We start from the raw sequence: 17,923 nt of genomic DNA, 5'->3' as shown, positions 1-17,923 counted from the left end.
GCCGCGAGGGCGCCGCAGCTCATCGGTGTGTTCCTCACGGCTTGAGGACGACCTTCTCGCAGCGGTCCTTCTTGTTCTTGAACAGGTCGTAGCCGGTCGGTGCCTCGGTCAGGGGCAGCCGGTGGGTGATGACCCGGGTGGGGTCGATCTTGCCCTGCTCGATCAGGCCCAACAGCGGCTTCATGTACTTCTGCACGTGGCACTGCCCGGTCCGCAGGGTCAGGGACCTGTTCATCCAGGCACCCGCCGGGAACTTGTCGATCATCCCGCCGTAGACGCCGATGACCGACACCACGCCGCCGCTCCGGCAGGACATGATGGCCTGGCGCAGGGCGTGCGGCCGGTCGGTCTCGGAGCGGACCGCCTGCTTGGCGCGGTCGTAGAGGTGGACGTGGGAGGCACCGTGTGTGGCCTCCAGGCCGACCGCGTCGATGCACTTGTCGGGGCCCCGGCCGCCGGTGAGTTCGAGCAGTGCCGACCGTACGTCGGTGTCCTCGAAGTTGATGGTGGTGTAGCCCTGGGCTGCGGCCATGTCGAGCCGGTAGGTCTCCTTGTCGATCGCGATGACCTTCTCGGCGCCCAGGACCCGGGCGCTGTCCATGGCGAACTGGCCGACCGGCCCGGCGCCCCAGACGGCGACGACGTCACCTTCCTGGATGTCGCACATGTCGGCGCCCATGTACCCGGTCGGCAGGATGTCGGACAGGAACAGCACCTGCTCGTCGGTGAGGTCCGACTCGATTTTGAGGGCGTTGGCGTCGGCGAGCACCACGCGGGCGTACTCGGCCTGGCCGCCGGCGAAGCCGCCGGTGAGGTGGGAGTAGCCGTAGATGCCGGCGGTGGGGTGGCCGAAGAACTTCTCCGAGATGCCCGCGTTGGGGTTGGTGTTCTCGCAGCACGAGTACAGCTCCGCGCGGCAGGCCGCGCAGGCGCCGCAGGCGATGGGGAACGGCACGACGACCCGGTCCCCGACGCGCAGTTTGCCGTCGCTGATGCCGGAGCCGACCTCGACGACCTCCCCCATGAACTCGTGGCCCATGATGTCGCCCTTTTCCATGGTGGGGACGTAGCCGTCGAGCAGATGGAGATCGGAGCCGCAGATCGCCGTCGAGGTGACCTTCACGATGACGTCGCGGCTGTTGAGGATCGACGGGTCCGGTACTTCCTGCACCTCGACCGAGTTGCGTCCCGTCCAGCAGTTCGCCTTCATGCCAGGGCCTCCTTCAGTTCGTCCTCGGTCAGCGGTCGGGCCGGGTGCTGCGGGAACTCGCCGCGGGCCCGCTTGCCGCCGGGTGCGCCCTCGGAGCGGACGACCTCTCCGGTCTCCGCGATCTGCTTGAAGCGGCGCAGGTCGTCGTCCAGCTGCTGGTGCGGTTCCTCGCCGAAGTAGCGCGCCGCGGCCTTGCCCAGTGCTCCGCCGGGCAGGTCGTAGCGCAGGGTCACCCGGATCTCCGTGCCCCGGCCGCCGGGGGCGGGCGCGAAACGGACCTCGCCGGAGTTGTCGATGTCGGCACCGTCCACCGACCGCCAGGCGATCAGCTGGCCGGGGACCTCCTGCGTGGTCTCGGCGTCCCATTCGACCGCCTTGCCGAACGGCGCGCCGGCCCGCCAGTGACTGGTGCGCGGGCCGGTGACACGCACCTCGTCCAGGTGCGCCATGAAGTCCGGCAGGTGCTCCAGGTCGCTCCAGAGGGCGTATACCTCGTCCGGGGATTGGATGACGGTGGTGGCCGCGGCCAGTTCCATGGGGGTGCTCCTACGGGTGCGGGTCACGGCCGCGTAGACGTCCGTGGCCGTGATGGCGGTGACTGCGGCGGTCGCGGCAACGGTGCGGCCGAGGCCGCGACCGTTGTGGTTCTTCAGGGCGCGGGTCAGCATCGTCAGGTCCATGAGGTCGCCGCCGACGCGGCCCCAGAGCCAGGCGGGATGCGGCCGCCCCAGCAACCCGGTCGCCGCCGCCAGCTCGCGCACACCCACGGCGGCCGTCGCCGAGCGGTGCCGGAATTCACCGTCCACGCCCAAGGCCCGGGCGAAGCCGGCCGGGGCGGCGACCTGGGGAACGCCCAGGAGCGCACTGGCCCAGCCCAGGCAACGCACGAGCGGATCGTGCCGGAGGCGGGAGGTGGTCTCTGTTTTCATGAGTGCTCCCCACGTGCGGTGATGAACGGAAGGCGGGCCACTTGAGTGAAAAGGTGCAGCGCTCATGGCGGACAATTCCGGAGTTTCCGCGTCGCCCACATTCAATCCTCGACTCCCGTCACCGGATGCGCGCAGCCGTCCGGTCGCGGCGCGGACGTGACGCGCGCTGGGCTTGACGAATGCCCTGTCGTACGAGTGGGCGTCGGTCAGGCTGCGAGACAAGGTCCGCCATCCGTCCCACCGGGCCGGACGGGGTCGATCTCCGCTGCGGGTATGACAAGAGCGCAGGTGACGACGGCCTTCCCAGCCCTGGCCGAGGCGGGGGCCGGACGCCACTTGTCGGCCGGCCGGTCCTGGAGAGCAGGCGGCCGGCGGCCACGAGGGTCTTTACCGCTTGGCCGTTGCCGTGTCCGTCGGGATGCGGCACCACCTTGAGGCAGCCGGAGCCGTGGCCTCGCGCCGCCCCCACCCGGCTGCCGCCCATGCAGTTCACGGATCAGGGAGGGTCGTCGCGCCCGATGCCGCGTGAACAGATGCCGGGCCCAGTCACGCTGCTCATCGCGTCGGCCGGCGACCGGGCTGCGAGGTGTCGGCGCGTTGGAAGGTGCTGTAGAGCAGCCAGAGGGCCGGGATCAGCAGGACGGCCCCGCAGGCCAGGCAGATCAGGCAGGCGGAGAGCACGGCCGGCTGGGAGGCGGCTTGGGTGACCGTGAGGCTGCGGACGAGCATGGCCGGATACTGGGCAGCGCCCCAGGACCACAGGATCGCGGCGACCGCCAGCGCGGCCGCCGCACGCGCCGCGAGGTAGCGGCGAGTCAGCAGCAGTCCGAGGCCCGTCACACCGCTGACCGCGCTGAGCACCACCAGCGGCAGCGCCCGGTGCGTGAGCCCATGGAACAGTTCCGGAGCGTCGGCATGCAGCACCGCCGTACCGGCCAGCGCGACGACGCCGCTCGCGACACCGGTGACGACGGCTCGCCGAGCGAAGCTCCGGGCCAGCTCCCCGTCAGCCTCGCGGGCCGCGTCCGCGCACAGGTAGACAGCGGCCAGGTGTGCGCAGGCCAGCACCGCGAGGGCGCCGCCCAGCACCGAGGTCGGGTTCAGCCAGCTCGTCAGCACATCGCCCTCGGCCACCCCGGCCGGCACCCGCCCGGACGCGACCCCGCCCGCAACGGCACCCAGGAAGAACGGCGTGACCAGAGAGGAGACGGCGAAGAACGCGCCGAAGAGCCGCTGCTGCCACAGCTCGGTGCTGGCCTTGCGGAAGGCGAAGGCGGCACCGCGGGCGATGATGCCCAGCGCGGCGATGGTCAGCGGCACGTAGAGGGTGGACATCACGGCAGCGAAGACCGGGGAGAAGCAGGACCACAGCATCACGATCACGAAGATGAGCCAGACGTGGTTCGCCTCCCAGATCGGACCGATGCTGTGCTCGATGACCCGCCGCTGCCGCGCGCCCTGGCGGGCGCTCCCGGCGAGCAGGTCCCAGACCCCGGCGCCGAAGTCGGCACCCGCGAACAGCGCGTAACAGGTGAGGCCCACCCACATGACTGCCAGCGCGGTGTCGGTGAGCACAGGGCCTCCAGGTGCATCGGGGAAGCGGGGACGGGGCGGTTCAGACCACGGGATAGTCCCGCACGTCCGCCTCCTGGGGCGCGACCGGGACGGCGGTGCCGCGGGCAAGGCGGCGCAGTACGTACACCGTCGCCACGGTCATCGCCGCGTACACCACGAGGACCAGCCACAGGCCGGTCATGAGTCCGGGGGCCGGGTTCACCGCGTCGCGCACGCTCATCACCCCGTACACGATCCACGGCTGCCGGCCCAGCTCGGTCACGCTCCAGCCGCTCTCCAGCGCCACCACGGAGGCCGGGCCGGCGAGCGCCGCCAGGGCGAGCAGCAGCCTGGTGCCGCGCCGGTCGAGCAGGCCGCCGCCGCTGCGGCGGGTGCGCCACCAGGCGAGCAGCAGCCACAGGCCGAGTGCCGGCAGGAAGAAGCCGACGGCGACCATGAGGTCGAAGGCCCAGTGCACCCCGGTCACGGCGGGCCACTGGGAGCGGGGCACTTGGTCGAGTCCCTTGACCACCGTGTCCGTCCGGTATCCGACCAGCAGGGACAGCCCGTCGGGCACCTCAAGACCGTATTCCAGGCCCTTCTCGCCGGCGACGCCGCCGATGGTGAGCGGGATGTGCGAACCCGTGCGGTAGACACCCTCGATGGCGGCGAGCTTGGCGGGCTGATAGTCGGACAGGAAGCGGGCAGCCCAGTCACCCACCACGATCTGGAAGGGTGCCGCCACCGCGCCGACGGTGAGGGGGATGACGAACCCCGCCCGGTGGTAGGCGTCGCGGCGCCCCCGCAGCAGGGCGACCGCGTACACGGAAGCGGTCAGGAACGAGGCCACCATGAAGGCAGCCAGGATCATGTGCACCGTCTGCGGCGGACTCGCCGGATTGAACATGGCCGCCCAGGGATCGACGCGCACCACCTTGCCGTCGCGCAGAGTGAAACCGCGGGGCTGGTTCATCCAGGCGTTCGCACACACGACGAAGAACGCCGAAGCGGTGCCGGCGACCACGATGGGGATTCCGGTAAGCAGGTGCCTGCGCGGCGAAAGCCGGTTCCAGGCGTAGAGATAGATGCCGAGGAAGATCGCCTCGATGAAGAACGCGATGCCCTCCAACGCGAAGGGCAGCCCGATGACCTGCCCGAACCTCCCCATCAGACCCGGCCACAACAGCCCCATCTCAAAGCTGAGGATCGTGCCGGACACGGCGCCGACAGCGAACAGCACACCCATGGCCCGCGCCCAGCGCCGCGCCAGCAGCTTCAGCGCCGGACTGTCGCGACGCACACCCAGCCACTCGGCGATGAGAGTGAGAGCAGGCAGCCCGACACCCAGGCAGGCGACGATGATGTGCCACGCCAGAGAGAACCCCATCTGAGCGCGGGCGGCCGACAGATCCCCCTGGGCGGCAGCCGCAGCGGCAATCCGAACGGGGCGGGAACCGAGGGCTGCGACGGCTGCGGACAAGCGCACTCCCTCATCTTCCAGAACACTGTCACGCCGCTCGGCGGCGCACGGTCCTTGCCGGGATAACCGCCGAGCGGCACCCGCAAACCAGTCGAATCGGGTTATACCAGGATCCCGCCCGGTCATACCCGATCGCTGTTGCCTTGCCCCGAAAGGCATACGGAACCGTCGGCGCGCTCGCACCGGCGTCTGCGTGCTCTGGCCGAACTCCGGCTCATCCCCTCCCCGAGCGCGAGCCCGCTCGACCTGACAGCACCGGTGACCTGCCTGAAGGCGCGCCGGGCCGATCTGAAACCGTCGGCATCACCGACTTCGTCGACCCGGACCGAGGAACTGTGCGCTACCGGGTGACGCGGGCGGAGCTTACCCGCCATTCACAGGGCGAGGAGCACGCGTCCGAAGGGTCTCTCCTCCGCCAGATGCCGCTGTGCCGCGGCCGCCTCCTCCAGCGGGAAGGCACGGGCCACCCAAGGCTGCGCCTTCCCTTGAGCGAGGAGGCCGAGCGGGAAATCGTTCGCGCCGTTCACGTCGTCCTCGGTGAACAGCGCGAATCGGAAGCCGTGCACATGAGTGTTCTTCCAGATGAGGTCGGTGACATCCACGGTGGCCTGCCGACTGCTGGCGTATCCGATGCTGATCAGTGAGGTCGTCCCCGCGGCGCGTGCTGCTGGAGTGCACCGGCGACGACCGGTTCCAGCCCTCCGACCAGCTCGTCCGGATGGTCCGCGAAGGGCACCTCGGCCGCAAGAGCGGGCGCGGGTTCCACAGCTGCGTCGCGCCGCGCCGGAACCTGTAGCGGCCGCCGGCCCACACCGGCCGCCCGCGCGCCGTCGCGGTGGTCGGTGGTCAGTCCGGGCGACCGGGCGAGGCCGGGCGAAGCTCGCCCGGGGCCCGCCCGTACCGCTCGCGGAAGAAACGGGTGAAGTGCGACTGGCCGGCGAAGCCCCCCAGCCGCCTTCACTACCCCGTACCCCCGTATGTCCCCCGTGCGCGCATACCCGCGCCTACAGGGATGACGCCGGACACCTCCCCTGTCGGCTCCATCACATCCGGACATCATCTACGGCCTGCGGGGCAACAGCTCGGTAAGGCGTCTGGCTGTGCCAGGATCACCGACATGGCTGAGGAAGAAGTGACGGGTAGCGAACAGGCTGTGCAGCCAGGCCGGCTGTCCGTGGCGGCCTCCACCACCGGCGGCGTCCACGTGATCACCCTGGCCGGGGAGATCGACCACCACACCGGCATGGCACTCCGCCAGGCCTTCGACCTCTCCGGCGTACCCCGCCCCCGCGTCGTGGTCGACATGCGGCAGGTGACCTTCATCGACTCCAGCGGCATCAACATCCTGATCGCCGCCCACCGCGCCCTCACCGAGGCCGGCGGCCGGCTCCGCCTGGCCGCACCCGGCAGCGCCGTGCTGCGCACCCTGACCCTCGTCGGCGTCGACACCGTCATCGACTGCCACGAAACCCTCGACCAAGCCCTGAGCAACTGACCACTCGGGTCGCCCTCGTGGTGAGCGGGTTGCGCTCGGTAGCCGTCCCCTTTCGGTCGGCCGTCGCATGCACCGGCAGGGCTGGGCTGGTCACGGTGGTGCCGAGCATGGGCTCGGGCAGCGTCCACGTCACACCGTGCCCCATTCCACCGCTGCCGGCCAGCTGGTCGGCCCGGCGCCAGGTCACCCGTCCAGCTTGCACCCCGAGCGCGGGGGCGTTGCGAATGCCCTGCACGGCTGACGGCTGCCCCGGACGCCCTGAGTGCGGTTGGTGATCAGCTTCGCGGGCGTCATGAGCCGGAGTGCGCTTCGTGGTCGCTCAGCACCGGGGCACTGCGAACGAGGCGCAGTGCCGTGGTCAGCAGAAGGCCGCCGACGACGTTGCCGAGAACCGCCCAGGCCAGCCACTCCAGCCAGTCGAGGTAACCGTAGGGCGTCCTGCCGGTGTGCAGGCCGGCGAACGCGATGAGGGAGTCCAGCACCGAGTGCCACAGCCCGAGCCCGGCCAGGACGAACGCGGTGGTGATCGATGCGGTGATCTTCCCGGTCATCGACTCACTGCCATGGTGCATACGGGTCATGAGCGTGATGACGCCACCGCCCAGCACAGCGAGGCAGAAGGTGCCCGGTGTGTACCCGCCGTCGACGAACTTCGCGCCCGCAGCAGCCGCGGTGCGGTGCAGGTCCGGGTAGGCCTGCATGGCCAGCCACATGAACACCCATCCGCCGACCAGGTTCATCACCAGGACCGTTGCCCACATCCGTACCAGGTCCAGCCAGCTGGCCGCGCCCGCGATGACGGTGGCGACGGGCACCAGGAACCCCTCCGTGAACAGTTCGCTGTGCCCGAGCAGCAAAGCGATGAGTCCCACGGAGAAGGCCAGTCCGGCCAGGAGCTCGCTGCCGGTCTCCTGCCGCACGAACAGCAGCGCCATGACGCCGACACCGACGTCGATACCGCCCAGCAGTGAGGTGGCCACCAAGGACGTCCAGGTGCGGTGCAACCGTGGCCGGCCCTCGGCCACGATCCGTGCCGCCGCTTCGGCGACTCTCCGCTCGCCGGGCCCCTGCATGATCTGGTCATCCGGATCCATGGCACTCCTCCGGTTTCGCGTCACCACGGGAACGTGCCGTCCGCCTTCCTCAGTGGCGAACGGCTCGCCCGCCGCTCAGCCTGATCAGGGAGCCAGCCCCTTCGACAGCGGGAGGGACCGCGCGGCCGGGGTGAGACGACAGCAATCCCGAGTACCCCGTGACAACCGTGCATGCTTCCGCACCGGCCCCACCAGCCGTGCACCACCGGTCGATCCGCGGAGTACGCGGTCAGGTGGAAGCGGTCGGGGTCCTCTGCCAGTGATATGAACGTTCGCCAAGTGATCTTGACTGCGACCGGGCCATCACGCGCTCCCTGGGGGCGGCGCAGACGAGTGACCGGGCACCGAACCGACGACCGCGGCCGGCCGCGGTGGAATGGGGCACGGTGTGACGTGGACGCTGCCCGAGCCCATGCTCGCCGACACCGTGGCCGAACCGGCCCTGCCGGCGCGTGCGGCCGCCGAGCCGAAGTGGGACGGCTACCGCGCCCAGCTCGCCCACTACACCGGCGACCGGGCGCTGCTGCGCTCCAGACGCGGCACGGCCTACCGCGCCGTCACCGTCACGTACTCCGTCCTCTTCACCCGGCCGTGGTGGGCGACGATCGTCACAGGGTACCGGCCGGGCTTGAGGTCCGAGCGGACGGTTGCCGTGCCGAAGAAGCGCGGGTCGTCGCCGTCCGCGGCCTTGCTGTCGTCGTAGCGAAGGCGGAGTGCCCCGGTGAACGCCGGAGAGGTGGCGGTCAGCCGCGTCTGCTCGCCCGCGTCCGGGTACTCGTCGTGCCACATGACCGCCACCTGACGCCCCGCGCCGACCCGGAACCCGTGCGTGCCGCCCGAGTAGCCCTCGCCCGGGTCGTAGAACTCCGGCCCATGAGCCTTGCCCAGGTAGTCGCGGTCGCCGGGCCGGGACGTGCGGACCTTGACGTGCTTCTCGGCGATGCGGCGGCCGTGCGGGCCGTACAGTCGGAAGGTGTACGTGCCGTCCGCCATGACGGGCTTGAGCCGCATCCGCGCCGAGAAGGCCCGCGGGTTGTAGGAATCCACGTTCTCGTCGTGGACGAGACGCACGGGCGCCGGCAGGGCCGCGGACCGCACGGTGAAGTCGGTGCCCCGCTCACCGGGATACAGGTCGTCGTAGCCCGCCCACACCGGCTCTCCGGGGCGGGTGACGTACCGCGACGCCGGCAGGGTGAAGGAGGGCCGCTGGGATCGTACGACCTGGATTCTGTCGTGGGCCACGGTACCGCCATGGACTGCGACCGTCAGCGGGTACCAGCCGGGCTTGTCCGTCATCTTGAGGGTCGCCAGGGCCCAGTAGTGGTCGCCCTCCCATTCCAGCCGTGCCGACCCGTCCAACGCGGGCGACCGGGCGGTCACTGCGTCGCCGCCCTGAGCGCGGCTGACGCCGTAGAGCATCATGTGGACCCGTTGCCCGGGGCGGGCACCGGTCTGGCCGTTGAGGATCAGTTCGGGCTTGCCGCTCGTGGCCCCGGGACTCCTGGGGGTGGTGGACGTGGTCTTGTGCGCGGTGTGCGCGGAGGCGCCCGTGCTGTGCGCCGCTCCGGCCCCGCTCGCCGCGGTGGCGCACCCGGACAGAACGAGACAGGCCGCTGTGACGGCCACGGCCCTGGACCAGTTCATCGTTCCTCCAGTAGTTGGGGCACCCGCGAAGAGGGCGAAACGGTGCCGTAGGTTCTCCGCGGCAGCGGGAAAGGCGCGAATGTTACGCATTCGTCGGCGGGCCGCCGGGCGTGTCCGCCGACCGGCGGCCCGCCGACAGCCGATGTGGCAGCTCACGGGATCCCCGAAGGTAGGTGTGCGTCATCTCAGGAGGCAGGGCGTCGGCGTGGTCGGACGGCGTTCGACTCCAACTGCGCCGGCTGCCGAGCCGGCTCGCGCACGTGTCAGGCACGGATTCCAAGATCATGGAGTCGGCCGAGGCGCCCGAACAGCGAGATCCGATCCCCTCGGCCGCCTCGGTGAGCCGAACCGCCAGTGGCTGGTCCAGTGTGATCGATTCCAGGTGGGCGAGGGTGTCGTCGGCACGTACTGCCTCGGTCATGCAGGCCGCGAGTTAGTGGAAGATCGTGCCCTCTCCGATGCCTGCGGCGCGCGCGATCTTCGCCGTGGACACAGAGGCGCCGTACTCGATGACGAGGGGAAGGGCCATGGCGACGATCATCGCGCGGCGCTGGTCGGGTTCCATGGGCGCCGTACGGCGCCGGGAGGGAGCGAGAGAGGTCACGTACGGAGTGAGTACTCACTCCGTCAAGCACGTTTTGTCCACGCCCGTCCGTACCCAGAGGGTCGGCTACCGCTTCAGACGCCGTCCTTGTGGCCGTTCGCGGTGAGCAGCCGCTCCATGCTCTTGTGGGCGGGGGCGGCTTTGGCGTTGCTCTCGTCATGGAAAAGCCTGAGGTACTGGATGAGGGTGCCCACGCACGCGTCGCGTCCGTCGTACTCTGCGTTGTCGACGAGTTGGCAGTCCCTGGAGATCTCCCTCGTCCGCCCGTCCGGACCGGTGTACAGGGGGTGCCAGATCATTTTGACGTTCGGGTTCAGCCGCTGGACCAGCCGGAGCTGTGGGACTTCCAGCCTGATGAGGATGCTGTCGGGATCGTAGGCCCGCACGAAGATGTGCACGGGGCCAGTAGCGAGGGACACGAACGCCTTGGACAGGATGCTCCACATCGGCCCTGTCAGCTTCCAGTCCGGATGCAGTTCCAGGACGTTGAGCACGCTGCCGATCCGGGTTCGTGCCAGCGGTGTGTGGCCCTTCTCCACCGCGTAGTCGTTGACCTCGTTGCCGCCGGCCCACAGGGCCATGGTGGGCGTCTCGATCTCCAGATGCTTCGTCATGAGCTCGACGAACTCGTGGTACCACGTGTTCGTCGCACGGATCTCGCGCTGCTCCTGGCGGTCACTCGTCCTCGCCATGGCCTCGCTGTTCAGAGCGCCCTGCGAGTCGACCCCACCGAGCAGGAGTTGCCAGGCGTCGTCGGCATCGGCTTGGGGAATGCCCGCGGCCTTTGTCAGTTCCTGATACGGCCCCCACTCGGGGTGCTCCGTGGGCCTCGTGGCGTAGTGCTCGTCCAGGCCTGCCGCCTTGCGCTGCACCCAGCGGGTGACCGCCGCGTTACCCGCGCGCTGCTGAAGCGCGGCCATACCGGTCAGGGGCGTGCCACGCCTGGCGACGGCCCGCGGCGTCGTCTGCACGTCCCTGGCTGTCCGTTGCTCGCGCACGATTCTCTCCTCCCTGCTGGCCGAAGCCGCCACCGAGCCTAGAGCAGTGACGGTGAGCGGAAGAGGTACGGGAGGGCACCCCGAAGGGCATGCACCTCCTCTGAGGGTGTTGAGTCCCGTTCTTGATGATGTGGTGTCTCCCGTCCGTGGGTGATGGGGCGGTTCGTCCTCGTTCCATGTCGCGTACATGATGGAGTCGCGGGCATGGAACGGATGCCGTACCCAACCGACTCGTCCGACGAGCGGTGGGCGTTGATCGAACCGCTGGTCACCGCATGGAAGCAGGAGCGGGTGGCCCGGTCGGCCACCGGGGCCCCGGGCTCCTGCGACCTGCGCGAGGCCGTGAACGCTCTCCTTCGAGGCCCTGCTGGAGGGCCTGATCGCGGAGGCCGCGAAGCGGGGCGAGGTGGACCTGTCCCCGGTCAGCAACGCTCGTCGCCCACCGCCGCCGCGGTATCACGGCCGCGGCCAACGCCCGCCCGGATCTGATCGACCGCATCGTCTACGTCTCGGCCCGGTACCCGGTCGATCTCGACGTCAACGACTACTACGCCGAGCCGGAGACGGCCACGGTCGACCCCGCCGTGGTGACCATCGAGGTCGGCCTCCCATATGTGGTCCGGCGTCAGCGGTAACCGGCAGCGGTGATGTCGGACTGCACCGCGTTGTCCGTCGCGTCGGACGGGTATCCCGCGACGACTGCCCCTTCGTAGAAGGTGCCGGCGCTCAGGTTGGCGCCACCGTCGGGCTTGCAGCAGTCGCCACCGCTTCCCAGCACGATGGCCCCTTGCTTCTTCATGGGGCTGTAGCCGCTGGGCAGTCCGCCGTCCCACACGGTGGTGAGGCCACCGGACTGCGCGTCACCGCCCTTGAGGGCGAATCTCGACGTGCCGTTGTTCTTCAGCATGGCGGTGACGAACTTGCTGGTGAAGGCGCGCTGGCCGGTGTTCCAGGACTGGCTGCCACCGGAGTAGAGGCCCCATTCGAGGTCCGCCTGGACCCAGGGCCCGCTGCCCGAGCAGCCGCCGAACCAGCACTCGGTGCCGAAGTTGATCGCGTCCATGGCGCCGGCGGCGTCGGCCTTGCGGGTTGTCTCACTGTTGCCGTAGTCGAAGCAGCAGCCGTTGTTCACGTGGGTGCCGCTGGTGACCATGTACGCGCCCTCGGGCGCGCTGCCGGTCGGCACACCTGTCTGGTGGCCGTCGTGCCAGTAGCTGTTGCCTGGGTTGATGTACAGCGAGTAAGCCTTGGCGCCGCCAGCCGTCAGCGACTCCGAGGTGGCCTTCGCCGGACTGCTCTGACTCGATCCGGGAACCTGTGCCGAGCCCTGGTACCACAGGTCGTTGCCGTGCCCCGACTGGTCGTAGACCACGGTGATCACGCAAGCGGTGCCCGAGCAGAACGAGTCCTGCGCCGCCGCGTTGGCGTAGCCGCCGGGCGCGAGTGCTCCGATGTCCCTGGTCGCGTTGTCCGACGAGCGCCTGACCTGGTACAGGTTGCCGCTGTAGGAGGCGTAGAGCGCGCGGACCGTACTGTGCGCGGCTACACAGGGCGTAGCGCCCGCGGCGTAGATGTCGCAGGAGTGCGAGCCGCCTGCCGGCGGGGGTGTCGTCGGCGACGACAGGCTCCATTTCTGGTTGCTCTGGCCGTTGCAGGTCCACAGGACGATCGCGGTTCCGTTGGCGGTGCCGGCCCCGTCGATGTCCAGGCACAGCCCCGACTGCACTCCTGTGACGGACCCGTCGGCATTGCGCCGCCACTGCTGGTTGGACTGGCCGTCGCAGGTCCAGATGATCACCTGGGTCCCCGGCGTGGTCTGGGCGTTGGAGGCGTCCACGCAGCGGGTGCCGCCCATGGTCCTCAGCTCACCGGACGAGGTGAACTCGAACACCTGGTTCGCCTGGCCGTTGCAGTCCCAGATCTCCAGGGCGGTGCCCGCCGTGGCGACGCCGCCCTTGACGTCGAGACACCGGCCCGATGCCGAACTCACCAGCGGTACGGCTGCCGCGGACGCCGGCGCCGACCATGTCAGCGCCGTCGCCAGCATCGTGGCCAGCAGCGCCATCACACATGCGACGGCAGCCGTCGGGGAGCGGCGTCTTCTCGCCGCGGCGCCCTGAGGGGAAACGGCTAACGGATGCATTGTCCTGAACCTCGCGAACTTGGGGGACGAAGGGGACGGGGAGTCATCAGGGCCGGGCCGGTGACCTCCTGTCGTACATGGGAGCCTCCTTCGAATGAGTGGGGGAACGACGACGTCCACGCGGGCCGCACCGGGATCGGGCGTACGCGCCCGTGCCCGCTGCCGGACGACAAGCGGCAGCGCCTTGTGGGAACGAGAGCGCCTCAGGGCATTCCCACGGGGAACGGTGTGGCGACGCCTGCCGGGCTCCGGTGCTCGGAGCCCGGCCGGCGATGCCTACGAAGGTCCCGGCATGCTCAACTCATGGTCCACTGCTGGTTGGTCTGGCCGTTGCATTGCCACAGTTCGATCAGGGCACCGTTGGCGGTGGAGGCCTTGGTGACGTCCAGGCAGAGTCCGGACTGGACTCCGATGATGGTGCCGTCGGTGTTGATCCTCCACTGCTGGTTGGTCTGGCCGTTGCATTGCCAGATCTCCACCTTGGTGCCGGGCGTGGTCTGGTTGTCGAACGCGTCCAGGCACATCCGCGACCCGCCCGAGTAGACCGTCAGCTGCTGGGAGGAGGTGTGCGTCCAGCGCTGGTTCGCTCCGCCGCCACAGGTCCAGATCTGGACCTGTGTGCCGGCGGTGGTGGCCGAGTCGGGCACGTCGAGGCACTTGCCGGCGCCCACCGCGTGGATCTCGCCCGTGGCCTCCCCGCCTCCGGTGCTGCTGCCACCGGCGACCCGGTACATGACGGTTCCGTGCGCCGGTACCGATGCGCTGATCGCGCCCGACGTGGTCGACGTCGCCCCGGACCACAGGTCGGTCAGGGTGTAGCTGGAGGCGCCCGTCTTGCCGACCGCGGTCGCGGTGGTACTGATGTTCGCGGTCGATCCGGTCTCGTTGAACAGCGCGACGGACACGTCGCCGCCCGCGAGCGGCTTGGCCAGGACGTCCAGGCCGTTCGACGAGGAGACCATGGTTCCCTGCCTGCCCAGCGAGTCCTGGTCCACCGCGATCACGCGCGCGTTGGTGTAGATGGACAACGTTGCGGAACTGGCGGAGGTCAGGTTCGTGCCGGCGATGAGCGGAGCGGCCATCTCAGCCCACAGGCTGAACTCCGTGCGGGCCTCGGTGTCCGTCAGGCCGCTGTTGCCGACCTCCAGCATGTCCGGGTCGTTCCAGTGGCCGGGGCCTGCGTAGGAGGACAGGCCCACATTGGCGTGGAAGATGGAGAGCATGCTGGAGTAGCCGGCGGTGATGTCCCCGGTGGTGCGCCAGCTGTTGCCGACGCCGGCGCCCCAGGTCCACACGTTGTCCTGGCCCCAGTTGCACAGGCTGTACAGGATGGGCCGGCCGGTCGCGGCGAGGGCGTCGCGCATGGCGGTGTAGCGGGTCTGCGCGGAGACCCCGTTGTTGTTGCAGTTGTCGTACTTCAGGTAGTCGACACCCCAGGAGGCGAAGGACTGGGCGTCGGTGGTCTCGTGACCGAGACTGCCGGGGTAACCGGCGCAGGTGGCGGTGCCGGCGTCCTCGTAGATGCCCAGCTTGAGGCCGAGCGAGTGGACGTAGTCGGCGGTCCCCTTGATACCGTCCGGGAACTTCGCCGGATCGGGGACCAGCCGGCCCGAGGAGTCCCGGGAGTGCGTCATCCAGCAGTCGTCGATGTTGACGTACGTGTAGCCCGCCGCCTGCATGCCGTTGGTGTGCATCGCCTGTGCGGTGGACTTGATGAGCGCCTCGGAGACGTTGCAGCCGTAGGCGTTCCAGTCGTTGAATCCCATCTGTGGCGTCAACGCCAGGCCGTTGCCCAGCGCGGCCGCGGGCTGGGCCGTACCGACAGCAAGCAGTGGAAGCGTGAACGCGAGAAGGGCGCCGACCGCTGTGAGCGCTGACATCCTTGACCGGCGCAGCAGGTGGCGCAGTCTTCGTGGTGCGGGGGGAAAGTGTGCGGGCATGGCCGTGGACCTCCGGAAACGGGTATCTCCTCGCGCGGAGTTGGCGAGGGCACGCATGGGGGGGTTGTGCACCCGGGACGGCGGCGCATGCGCGGGAGCCGGGTTCGTTCACGTCGGGGAGGCGTGGCGCCACTGGTCGGCTCCCGGACCGCTTTGGGCCGTCCGTTCTGCCGGTGCCTGCCGGTGCCAAGTGTCCTCCCCACGACATGGGAGCGCTCCCAAACGCACACACCTCTACGGTCGGCGCTCACGATCCTGTGGGTTCGTGACACGCTTGTCGTTCTCCGACGGAACGTGTTCGCTTCCGAACGGAATGTGTGTGCTCTTGTTGAAAGAGGCTGGCACACAACGGGGACGGGCTCAAGAGCTTGGACGGCATTGCCATGAAGGGCAGGGTCGGTCCTCACCCGGTGCCGGAGCGGCCAGGCCGACGACTCGCCCGGAACCGGACGGAGGCGCCGACACCTGCGGCCCGGGAGGGAGCCGGTCGGGGCGCCGCAGCAGGGGCTCCGACCACAACCCGCTGCCGCACCGCCACCGAGTTCCCTGCCTCCTCGGACGAACGAGCCGAACACAGCCGTAGCGGGCGAAGTTCCCCCGGCGTCTGCCGGAGGAGCTGAAGGAGTTGCACGGCCTGATCACCGCGCCCCACGAGGACGCGCGGAAACTCGGCGAGTTCGGCGCCGCCCTCGCCGACGTGCCGGCCGGACATGTCGAGGTCACGGGCATCGACGACGAGACGGCATTCTTCAGCACCTTCGCGGACGAGATCCGCACGGCCCGCCCCTCGGTCTGGCTGTGGGACCGTGGGTCGCGAACCGGGTGCGCGGCACCCTACCGCACTCAACGGTGTCCGCGACTACCTGCTGCGCCGCACCGGAGACGCGGGACCGCCCGGAACGTCCGTCCTCGCACGGATCGCCGCGAACGCGGGGGAAGCGGCGCTGAACTCATGGGCGGGGCCGCCGCGCCACTCCACCCACTGCGGGTCGTCCAGGATGGCCCCCGGGTCGGCGACGCCGGCGCCCGTCGGCCGGCCGCAGCCGGTGTGAGGCAGGCCGCCGGCGAGGCGCTCGTCGTCCGGGTCCTTCTCCAACGGCCCCTTCCCGAACGGTGCGGGCCGGTTTCCCGGCACACCGCTCTTTGGTGATTTCCTTCGAGTTGATGAGGGGGCCGGGTGCCCGGCGGATGCTTGCAGGACCCTGGAAGTCGAAGTCGACCTGCACGTGGGCGAGTTGGCCGATCGCGAGACTGGTACTCCAGCAGCGTTTCGCTATCTGTCCTGGTCAGTGGCGTCGTCGGGAGCGTAGTTGGCTGCCGGCACGTCAGGGGCGGTCTTCCCTCGTCAGGCGTTGGAGTGAACGCCCATGCCGCCGGAGACGGTGAGGTTGTCGCCGGTGATGTAACCGGCGGCGTCCGAGGCGAGGAAGGCCACCGCTTCGGCGATGTCGGCGGCGGCGCCGACGAGCGGGACGCCCCGGGCCCTGGAGTCGAGCATTTCCGGGGAGACACCCATCTTGCTGTAGACAGGGGTGTTGATCATTCCCGGGCTGACCGCGTTGACGCGGATGCGGCGGGGGGCGAGTTCGAGCGCGAGTGACCGCATGAGGGGCGGCAAGGCGCCCTTGGCGGCTGTCATCGCGGCCCCGAGCACTTCGGCGGCGCCCACCGCGAACACGACCGAGGCGCCCTCGTTGAGGAGCGGCAGCCCCTTTTGCAGAGTGAAGAAGTTTCCCCTGACGTTGATGTCGAACAGGGCGTCGAAAGCATCAACGGGCGCACCGACCACGCTGTGGGACCGGACACGGCAGCTGGCTTCCCAGGAGATCCTCGAGACGGCGCTGCGCCTGTTCACCGAGCAGGGCTACGACGAGACGACCACCGCCCAGATCGCACGGGAGGCCGGCGTCTCCCAGCGCACCCCCTTCCGCTATTTCGGCGCCAAGGAGGACCTTCTCGGCGGCGGCCAGGACCGGTTCGGGCAGGTCCTGATGGACACGATCAGCGAACAGCCCGCCGATGCCGGTGCCTGGGAGGCCCTGCGCGCAGGGGTTGCTGCCGTACTGGCCTTGCACGACAGCCGAGAACGGGCCCTGAAGCGGTTCCGCCTCCTGCACCACACCGCCTCGCTGCGTGCCGGCTGGCTCGAGAAGCGACTGCGGTTCCAGGAGAACCTGCTGCCGCTCATCGAGACCCGTATGGACACAGCTGCCGGCAACGAGGACGCGAAGGCCCGCGCGGTGATCGCGACGGCGTTCGCATGTCTGGATGCCGCATCGATGGCCTGGCTCGCCAACGACGGCAAGGGCGAAATCATGGACCTGTACGACGACTGCATGGCTGCGGTGCGCGGCTGATCCGCAGCGGCCAGCCAGCCCGGAAACCGTGGACGGAGACTGGGCACATCCGCTGCCACAGACCAGGTCAGCATCCGGATCTCCCAGCTGGCTACAGATGGGCCACGTCGGCGTCATGCGCAGCAGCACCGGTGGCACGTCCGCTCCGCTACCTGGACTCCACAAGAGGAGCGCTCAAGTCAACCCCAGAAGGACTTCCGGAGCCGACCACTTAACCAGCTTGACCTCGTCGTCGTTCAGCACGGCCGCTTTCCTCTGCGACTACAACTCGCTGAACTCGGGCCCCGAAGCGTGGCTTGTGGGGGCGCCAGGGGCCCTCGAGGCGAGCGCGGAGAAGGGACGGGCGGGGTGGGGGCCCCCCGCGGGCCCCGGGGCCCCCCCCCCGGGGGCAAACACCCCCCACGCCCCGCCCGAGCCCACCCGCGCCCCCCCGCTCCGGCACCCGCCCGCGCCGGGCGGGGGCGCGGGCCGGTCC

16 protein-coding genes and 2 pseudogenes are annotated in these 17,923 nt (G+C 69.7%); 5 read left to right on the top strand and 13 right to left on the bottom strand.

Annotated features, from left to right (window positions below):
* Positions 1 to 34 precede the first annotated feature (34 nt).
* The 5 genes from ACF061_RS31505 to ACF061_RS31485 all read right to left on the bottom strand — a co-directional run bounded on the left by ACF061_RS31505 (position 35) and on the right by ACF061_RS31485 (position 5,775).
* Entirely contained in the window at positions 35 to 1,210 is a 1,176-nt protein-coding gene (locus ACF061_RS31505; protein ID WP_392270400.1) for a zinc-dependent alcohol dehydrogenase, read from the bottom strand.
* Entirely contained in the window at positions 1,207 to 2,139 is a 933-nt protein-coding gene (locus ACF061_RS31500) for an SRPBCC family protein (RefSeq protein WP_392270399.1), read from the bottom strand. Before ACF061_RS31500 ends, ACF061_RS31505 begins: the two co-directional genes overlap by 4 nt.
* A gap of 555 nt (positions 2,140 to 2,694) precedes the next feature.
* Complete coding sequence (locus tag ACF061_RS31495; RefSeq protein ID WP_392270398.1) at positions 2,695 to 3,714, bottom strand: cytochrome d ubiquinol oxidase subunit II; 1,020 nt, start codon at positions 3,712 to 3,714, stop codon at positions 2,695 to 2,697.
* 40 nt (positions 3,715 to 3,754) lie between these two features.
* Positions 3,755 to 5,080, bottom strand: coding sequence for a cytochrome ubiquinol oxidase subunit I (locus ACF061_RS31490; RefSeq protein WP_392270397.1), 1,326 nt, complete (start codon positions 5,078 to 5,080; stop codon positions 3,755 to 3,757).
* Positions 5,081 to 5,547: 467 nt separating this feature from the next.
* Positions 5,548 to 5,775 carry a hypothetical protein gene (locus ACF061_RS31485; protein WP_392270396.1) on the bottom strand — a complete coding sequence of 76 codons (228 nt, stop codon included), beginning with the start codon at positions 5,773 to 5,775 and terminating at the stop codon, positions 5,548 to 5,550.
* Between the two features lie 38 nt (positions 5,776 to 5,813).
* Between ACF061_RS31485 and ACF061_RS31480 the strand changes: the two genes are divergently transcribed.
* Both ACF061_RS31480 and ACF061_RS31475 read left to right on the top strand, forming a co-directional pair.
* The gene (locus ACF061_RS31480; RefSeq protein ID WP_392270395.1) at positions 5,814 to 5,969 is read left to right on the top strand and encodes a 3-hydroxyacyl-CoA dehydrogenase family protein; all 156 of its coding nucleotides are present in this window, start codon (positions 5,814 to 5,816) and stop codon (positions 5,967 to 5,969) included.
* Positions 5,970 to 6,290: 321 nt separating this feature from the next.
* The gene (locus ACF061_RS31475) at positions 6,291 to 6,668 is read left to right on the top strand and encodes an STAS domain-containing protein (protein WP_392270394.1); all 378 of its coding nucleotides are present in this window, start codon (positions 6,291 to 6,293) and stop codon (positions 6,666 to 6,668) included.
* Positions 6,669 to 6,958: 290 nt separating this feature from the next.
* Here the strand turns inward: ACF061_RS31475 and ACF061_RS31470 are convergent, their stop codons facing one another.
* The 4 genes from ACF061_RS31470 to ACF061_RS31455 form a co-directional block, all read right to left on the bottom strand.
* Entirely contained in the window at positions 6,959 to 7,762 is an 804-nt protein-coding gene (locus ACF061_RS31470; RefSeq protein WP_392270393.1) for a formate/nitrite transporter family protein, read from the bottom strand.
* A 546-nt stretch (positions 7,763 to 8,308) separates the two neighbouring features.
* Positions 8,309 to 9,406, bottom strand: a complete 1,098-nt coding sequence (locus ACF061_RS31465; protein WP_392270392.1) for a hypothetical protein — start codon at positions 9,404 to 9,406, stop codon at positions 8,309 to 8,311.
* Positions 9,407 to 9,839: 433 nt separating this feature from the next.
* Positions 9,840 to 10,010 (bottom strand): hypothetical protein, encoded by a 171-nt coding sequence (locus ACF061_RS31460; RefSeq protein ID WP_392270391.1) that lies wholly within the window; start codon positions 10,008 to 10,010, stop codon positions 9,840 to 9,842.
* 74 nt (positions 10,011 to 10,084) lie between these two features.
* The gene (locus ACF061_RS31455) at positions 10,085 to 11,008 is read right to left on the bottom strand and encodes a hypothetical protein (protein ID WP_392270390.1); all 924 of its coding nucleotides are present in this window, start codon (positions 11,006 to 11,008) and stop codon (positions 10,085 to 10,087) included.
* Positions 11,009 to 11,212: 204 nt separating this feature from the next.
* Here ACF061_RS31455 and ACF061_RS31450 point away from each other — a divergent pair.
* Positions 11,213 to 11,365 (top strand): annotated as a pseudogene (locus ACF061_RS31450) (IS5/IS1182 family transposase); the annotation flags it as partial.
* A 74-nt stretch (positions 11,366 to 11,439) separates the two neighbouring features.
* A pseudogene (locus tag ACF061_RS31445) lies at positions 11,440 to 11,604 on the top strand (alpha/beta hydrolase); the annotation flags it as partial.
* A gap of 29 nt (positions 11,605 to 11,633) precedes the next feature.
* Here the strand turns inward: ACF061_RS31445 and ACF061_RS31440 are convergent.
* The 4 genes from ACF061_RS31440 to ACF061_RS31425 all read right to left on the bottom strand — a co-directional run bounded on the left by ACF061_RS31440 (position 11,634) and on the right by ACF061_RS31425 (position 16,880).
* Positions 11,634 to 13,073, bottom strand: coding sequence for a lectin (locus tag ACF061_RS31440; protein ID WP_392270419.1), 1,440 nt, complete (start codon positions 13,071 to 13,073; stop codon positions 11,634 to 11,636).
* Between the two features lie 374 nt (positions 13,074 to 13,447).
* Entirely contained in the window at positions 13,448 to 15,031 is a 1,584-nt protein-coding gene (locus ACF061_RS31435; protein WP_392270389.1) for a glycoside hydrolase family 27 protein, read from the bottom strand.
* A gap of 919 nt (positions 15,032 to 15,950) precedes the next feature.
* On the bottom strand, positions 15,951 to 16,187 hold the full coding sequence (locus ACF061_RS31430; protein ID WP_392270388.1) for a hypothetical protein: 237 nt from the start codon (positions 16,185 to 16,187) through the stop codon (positions 15,951 to 15,953).
* Between the two features lie 249 nt (positions 16,188 to 16,436).
* Positions 16,437 to 16,880 carry an SDR family oxidoreductase gene (locus ACF061_RS31425; protein WP_392270387.1) on the bottom strand — a complete coding sequence of 148 codons (444 nt, stop codon included), beginning with the start codon at positions 16,878 to 16,880 and terminating at the stop codon, positions 16,437 to 16,439.
* Here ACF061_RS31425 and ACF061_RS31420 point away from each other — a divergent pair.
* A complete protein-coding gene (locus ACF061_RS31420; protein WP_392270386.1) occupies positions 16,837 to 17,448 on the top strand; it encodes a TetR/AcrR family transcriptional regulator in 612 nt (203 codons plus the stop codon). The genes ACF061_RS31425 and ACF061_RS31420 overlap by 44 nt on opposite strands.
* The last annotated feature ends 475 nt before the right edge of the window (positions 17,449 to 17,923 follow it).

The sequence above is a fragment of the Streptomyces sp. NPDC015220 genome (genome assembly GCF_043079345.1).
Lineage (GTDB): Bacteria > Actinomycetota > Actinomycetes > Streptomycetales > Streptomycetaceae > Streptomyces.
The sequence above is the reverse complement of the archived record's forward strand: the minus strand, read 5'-3'. Positions and strand labels throughout refer to the sequence as shown.

Bases quoted from the DNA above. Each gene is read 5' to 3' on its own strand.
- ACF061_RS31475 (WP_392270394.1), top strand. From the start codon at position 6,291: ATGGCTGAGGAAGAAGTGACGGGTAGCGAACAGGCTGTGCAGCCAGGC.
- ACF061_RS31505 (WP_392270400.1), bottom strand. From the start codon at position 1,210: ATGAAGGCGAACTGCTGGACGGGACGCAACTCGGTCGAGGTGCAGGAA.
- ACF061_RS31500 (WP_392270399.1), bottom strand. From the start codon at position 2,139: ATGAAAACAGAGACCACCTCCCGCCTCCGGCACGATCCGCTCGTGCGT.
- ACF061_RS31470 (WP_392270393.1), bottom strand. From the start codon at position 7,762: ATGGATCCGGATGACCAGATCATGCAGGGGCCCGGCGAGCGGAGAGTC.
- ACF061_RS31420 (WP_392270386.1), top strand. From the start codon at position 16,837: ATGTCGAACAGGGCGTCGAAAGCATCAACGGGCGCACCGACCACGCTG.
- ACF061_RS31490 (WP_392270397.1), bottom strand. From the start codon at position 5,080: ATGGGGTTCTCTCTGGCGTGGCACATCATCGTCGCCTGCCTGGGTGTC.
- ACF061_RS31465 (WP_392270392.1), bottom strand. From the start codon at position 9,406: ATGAACTGGTCCAGGGCCGTGGCCGTCACAGCGGCCTGTCTCGTTCTG.
- ACF061_RS31435 (WP_392270389.1), bottom strand. From the start codon at position 15,031: ATGTCAGCGCTCACAGCGGTCGGCGCCCTTCTCGCGTTCACGCTTCCA.
- ACF061_RS31440 (WP_392270419.1), bottom strand. From the start codon at position 13,073: ATGGCGCTGCTGGCCACGATGCTGGCGACGGCGCTGACATGGTCGGCG.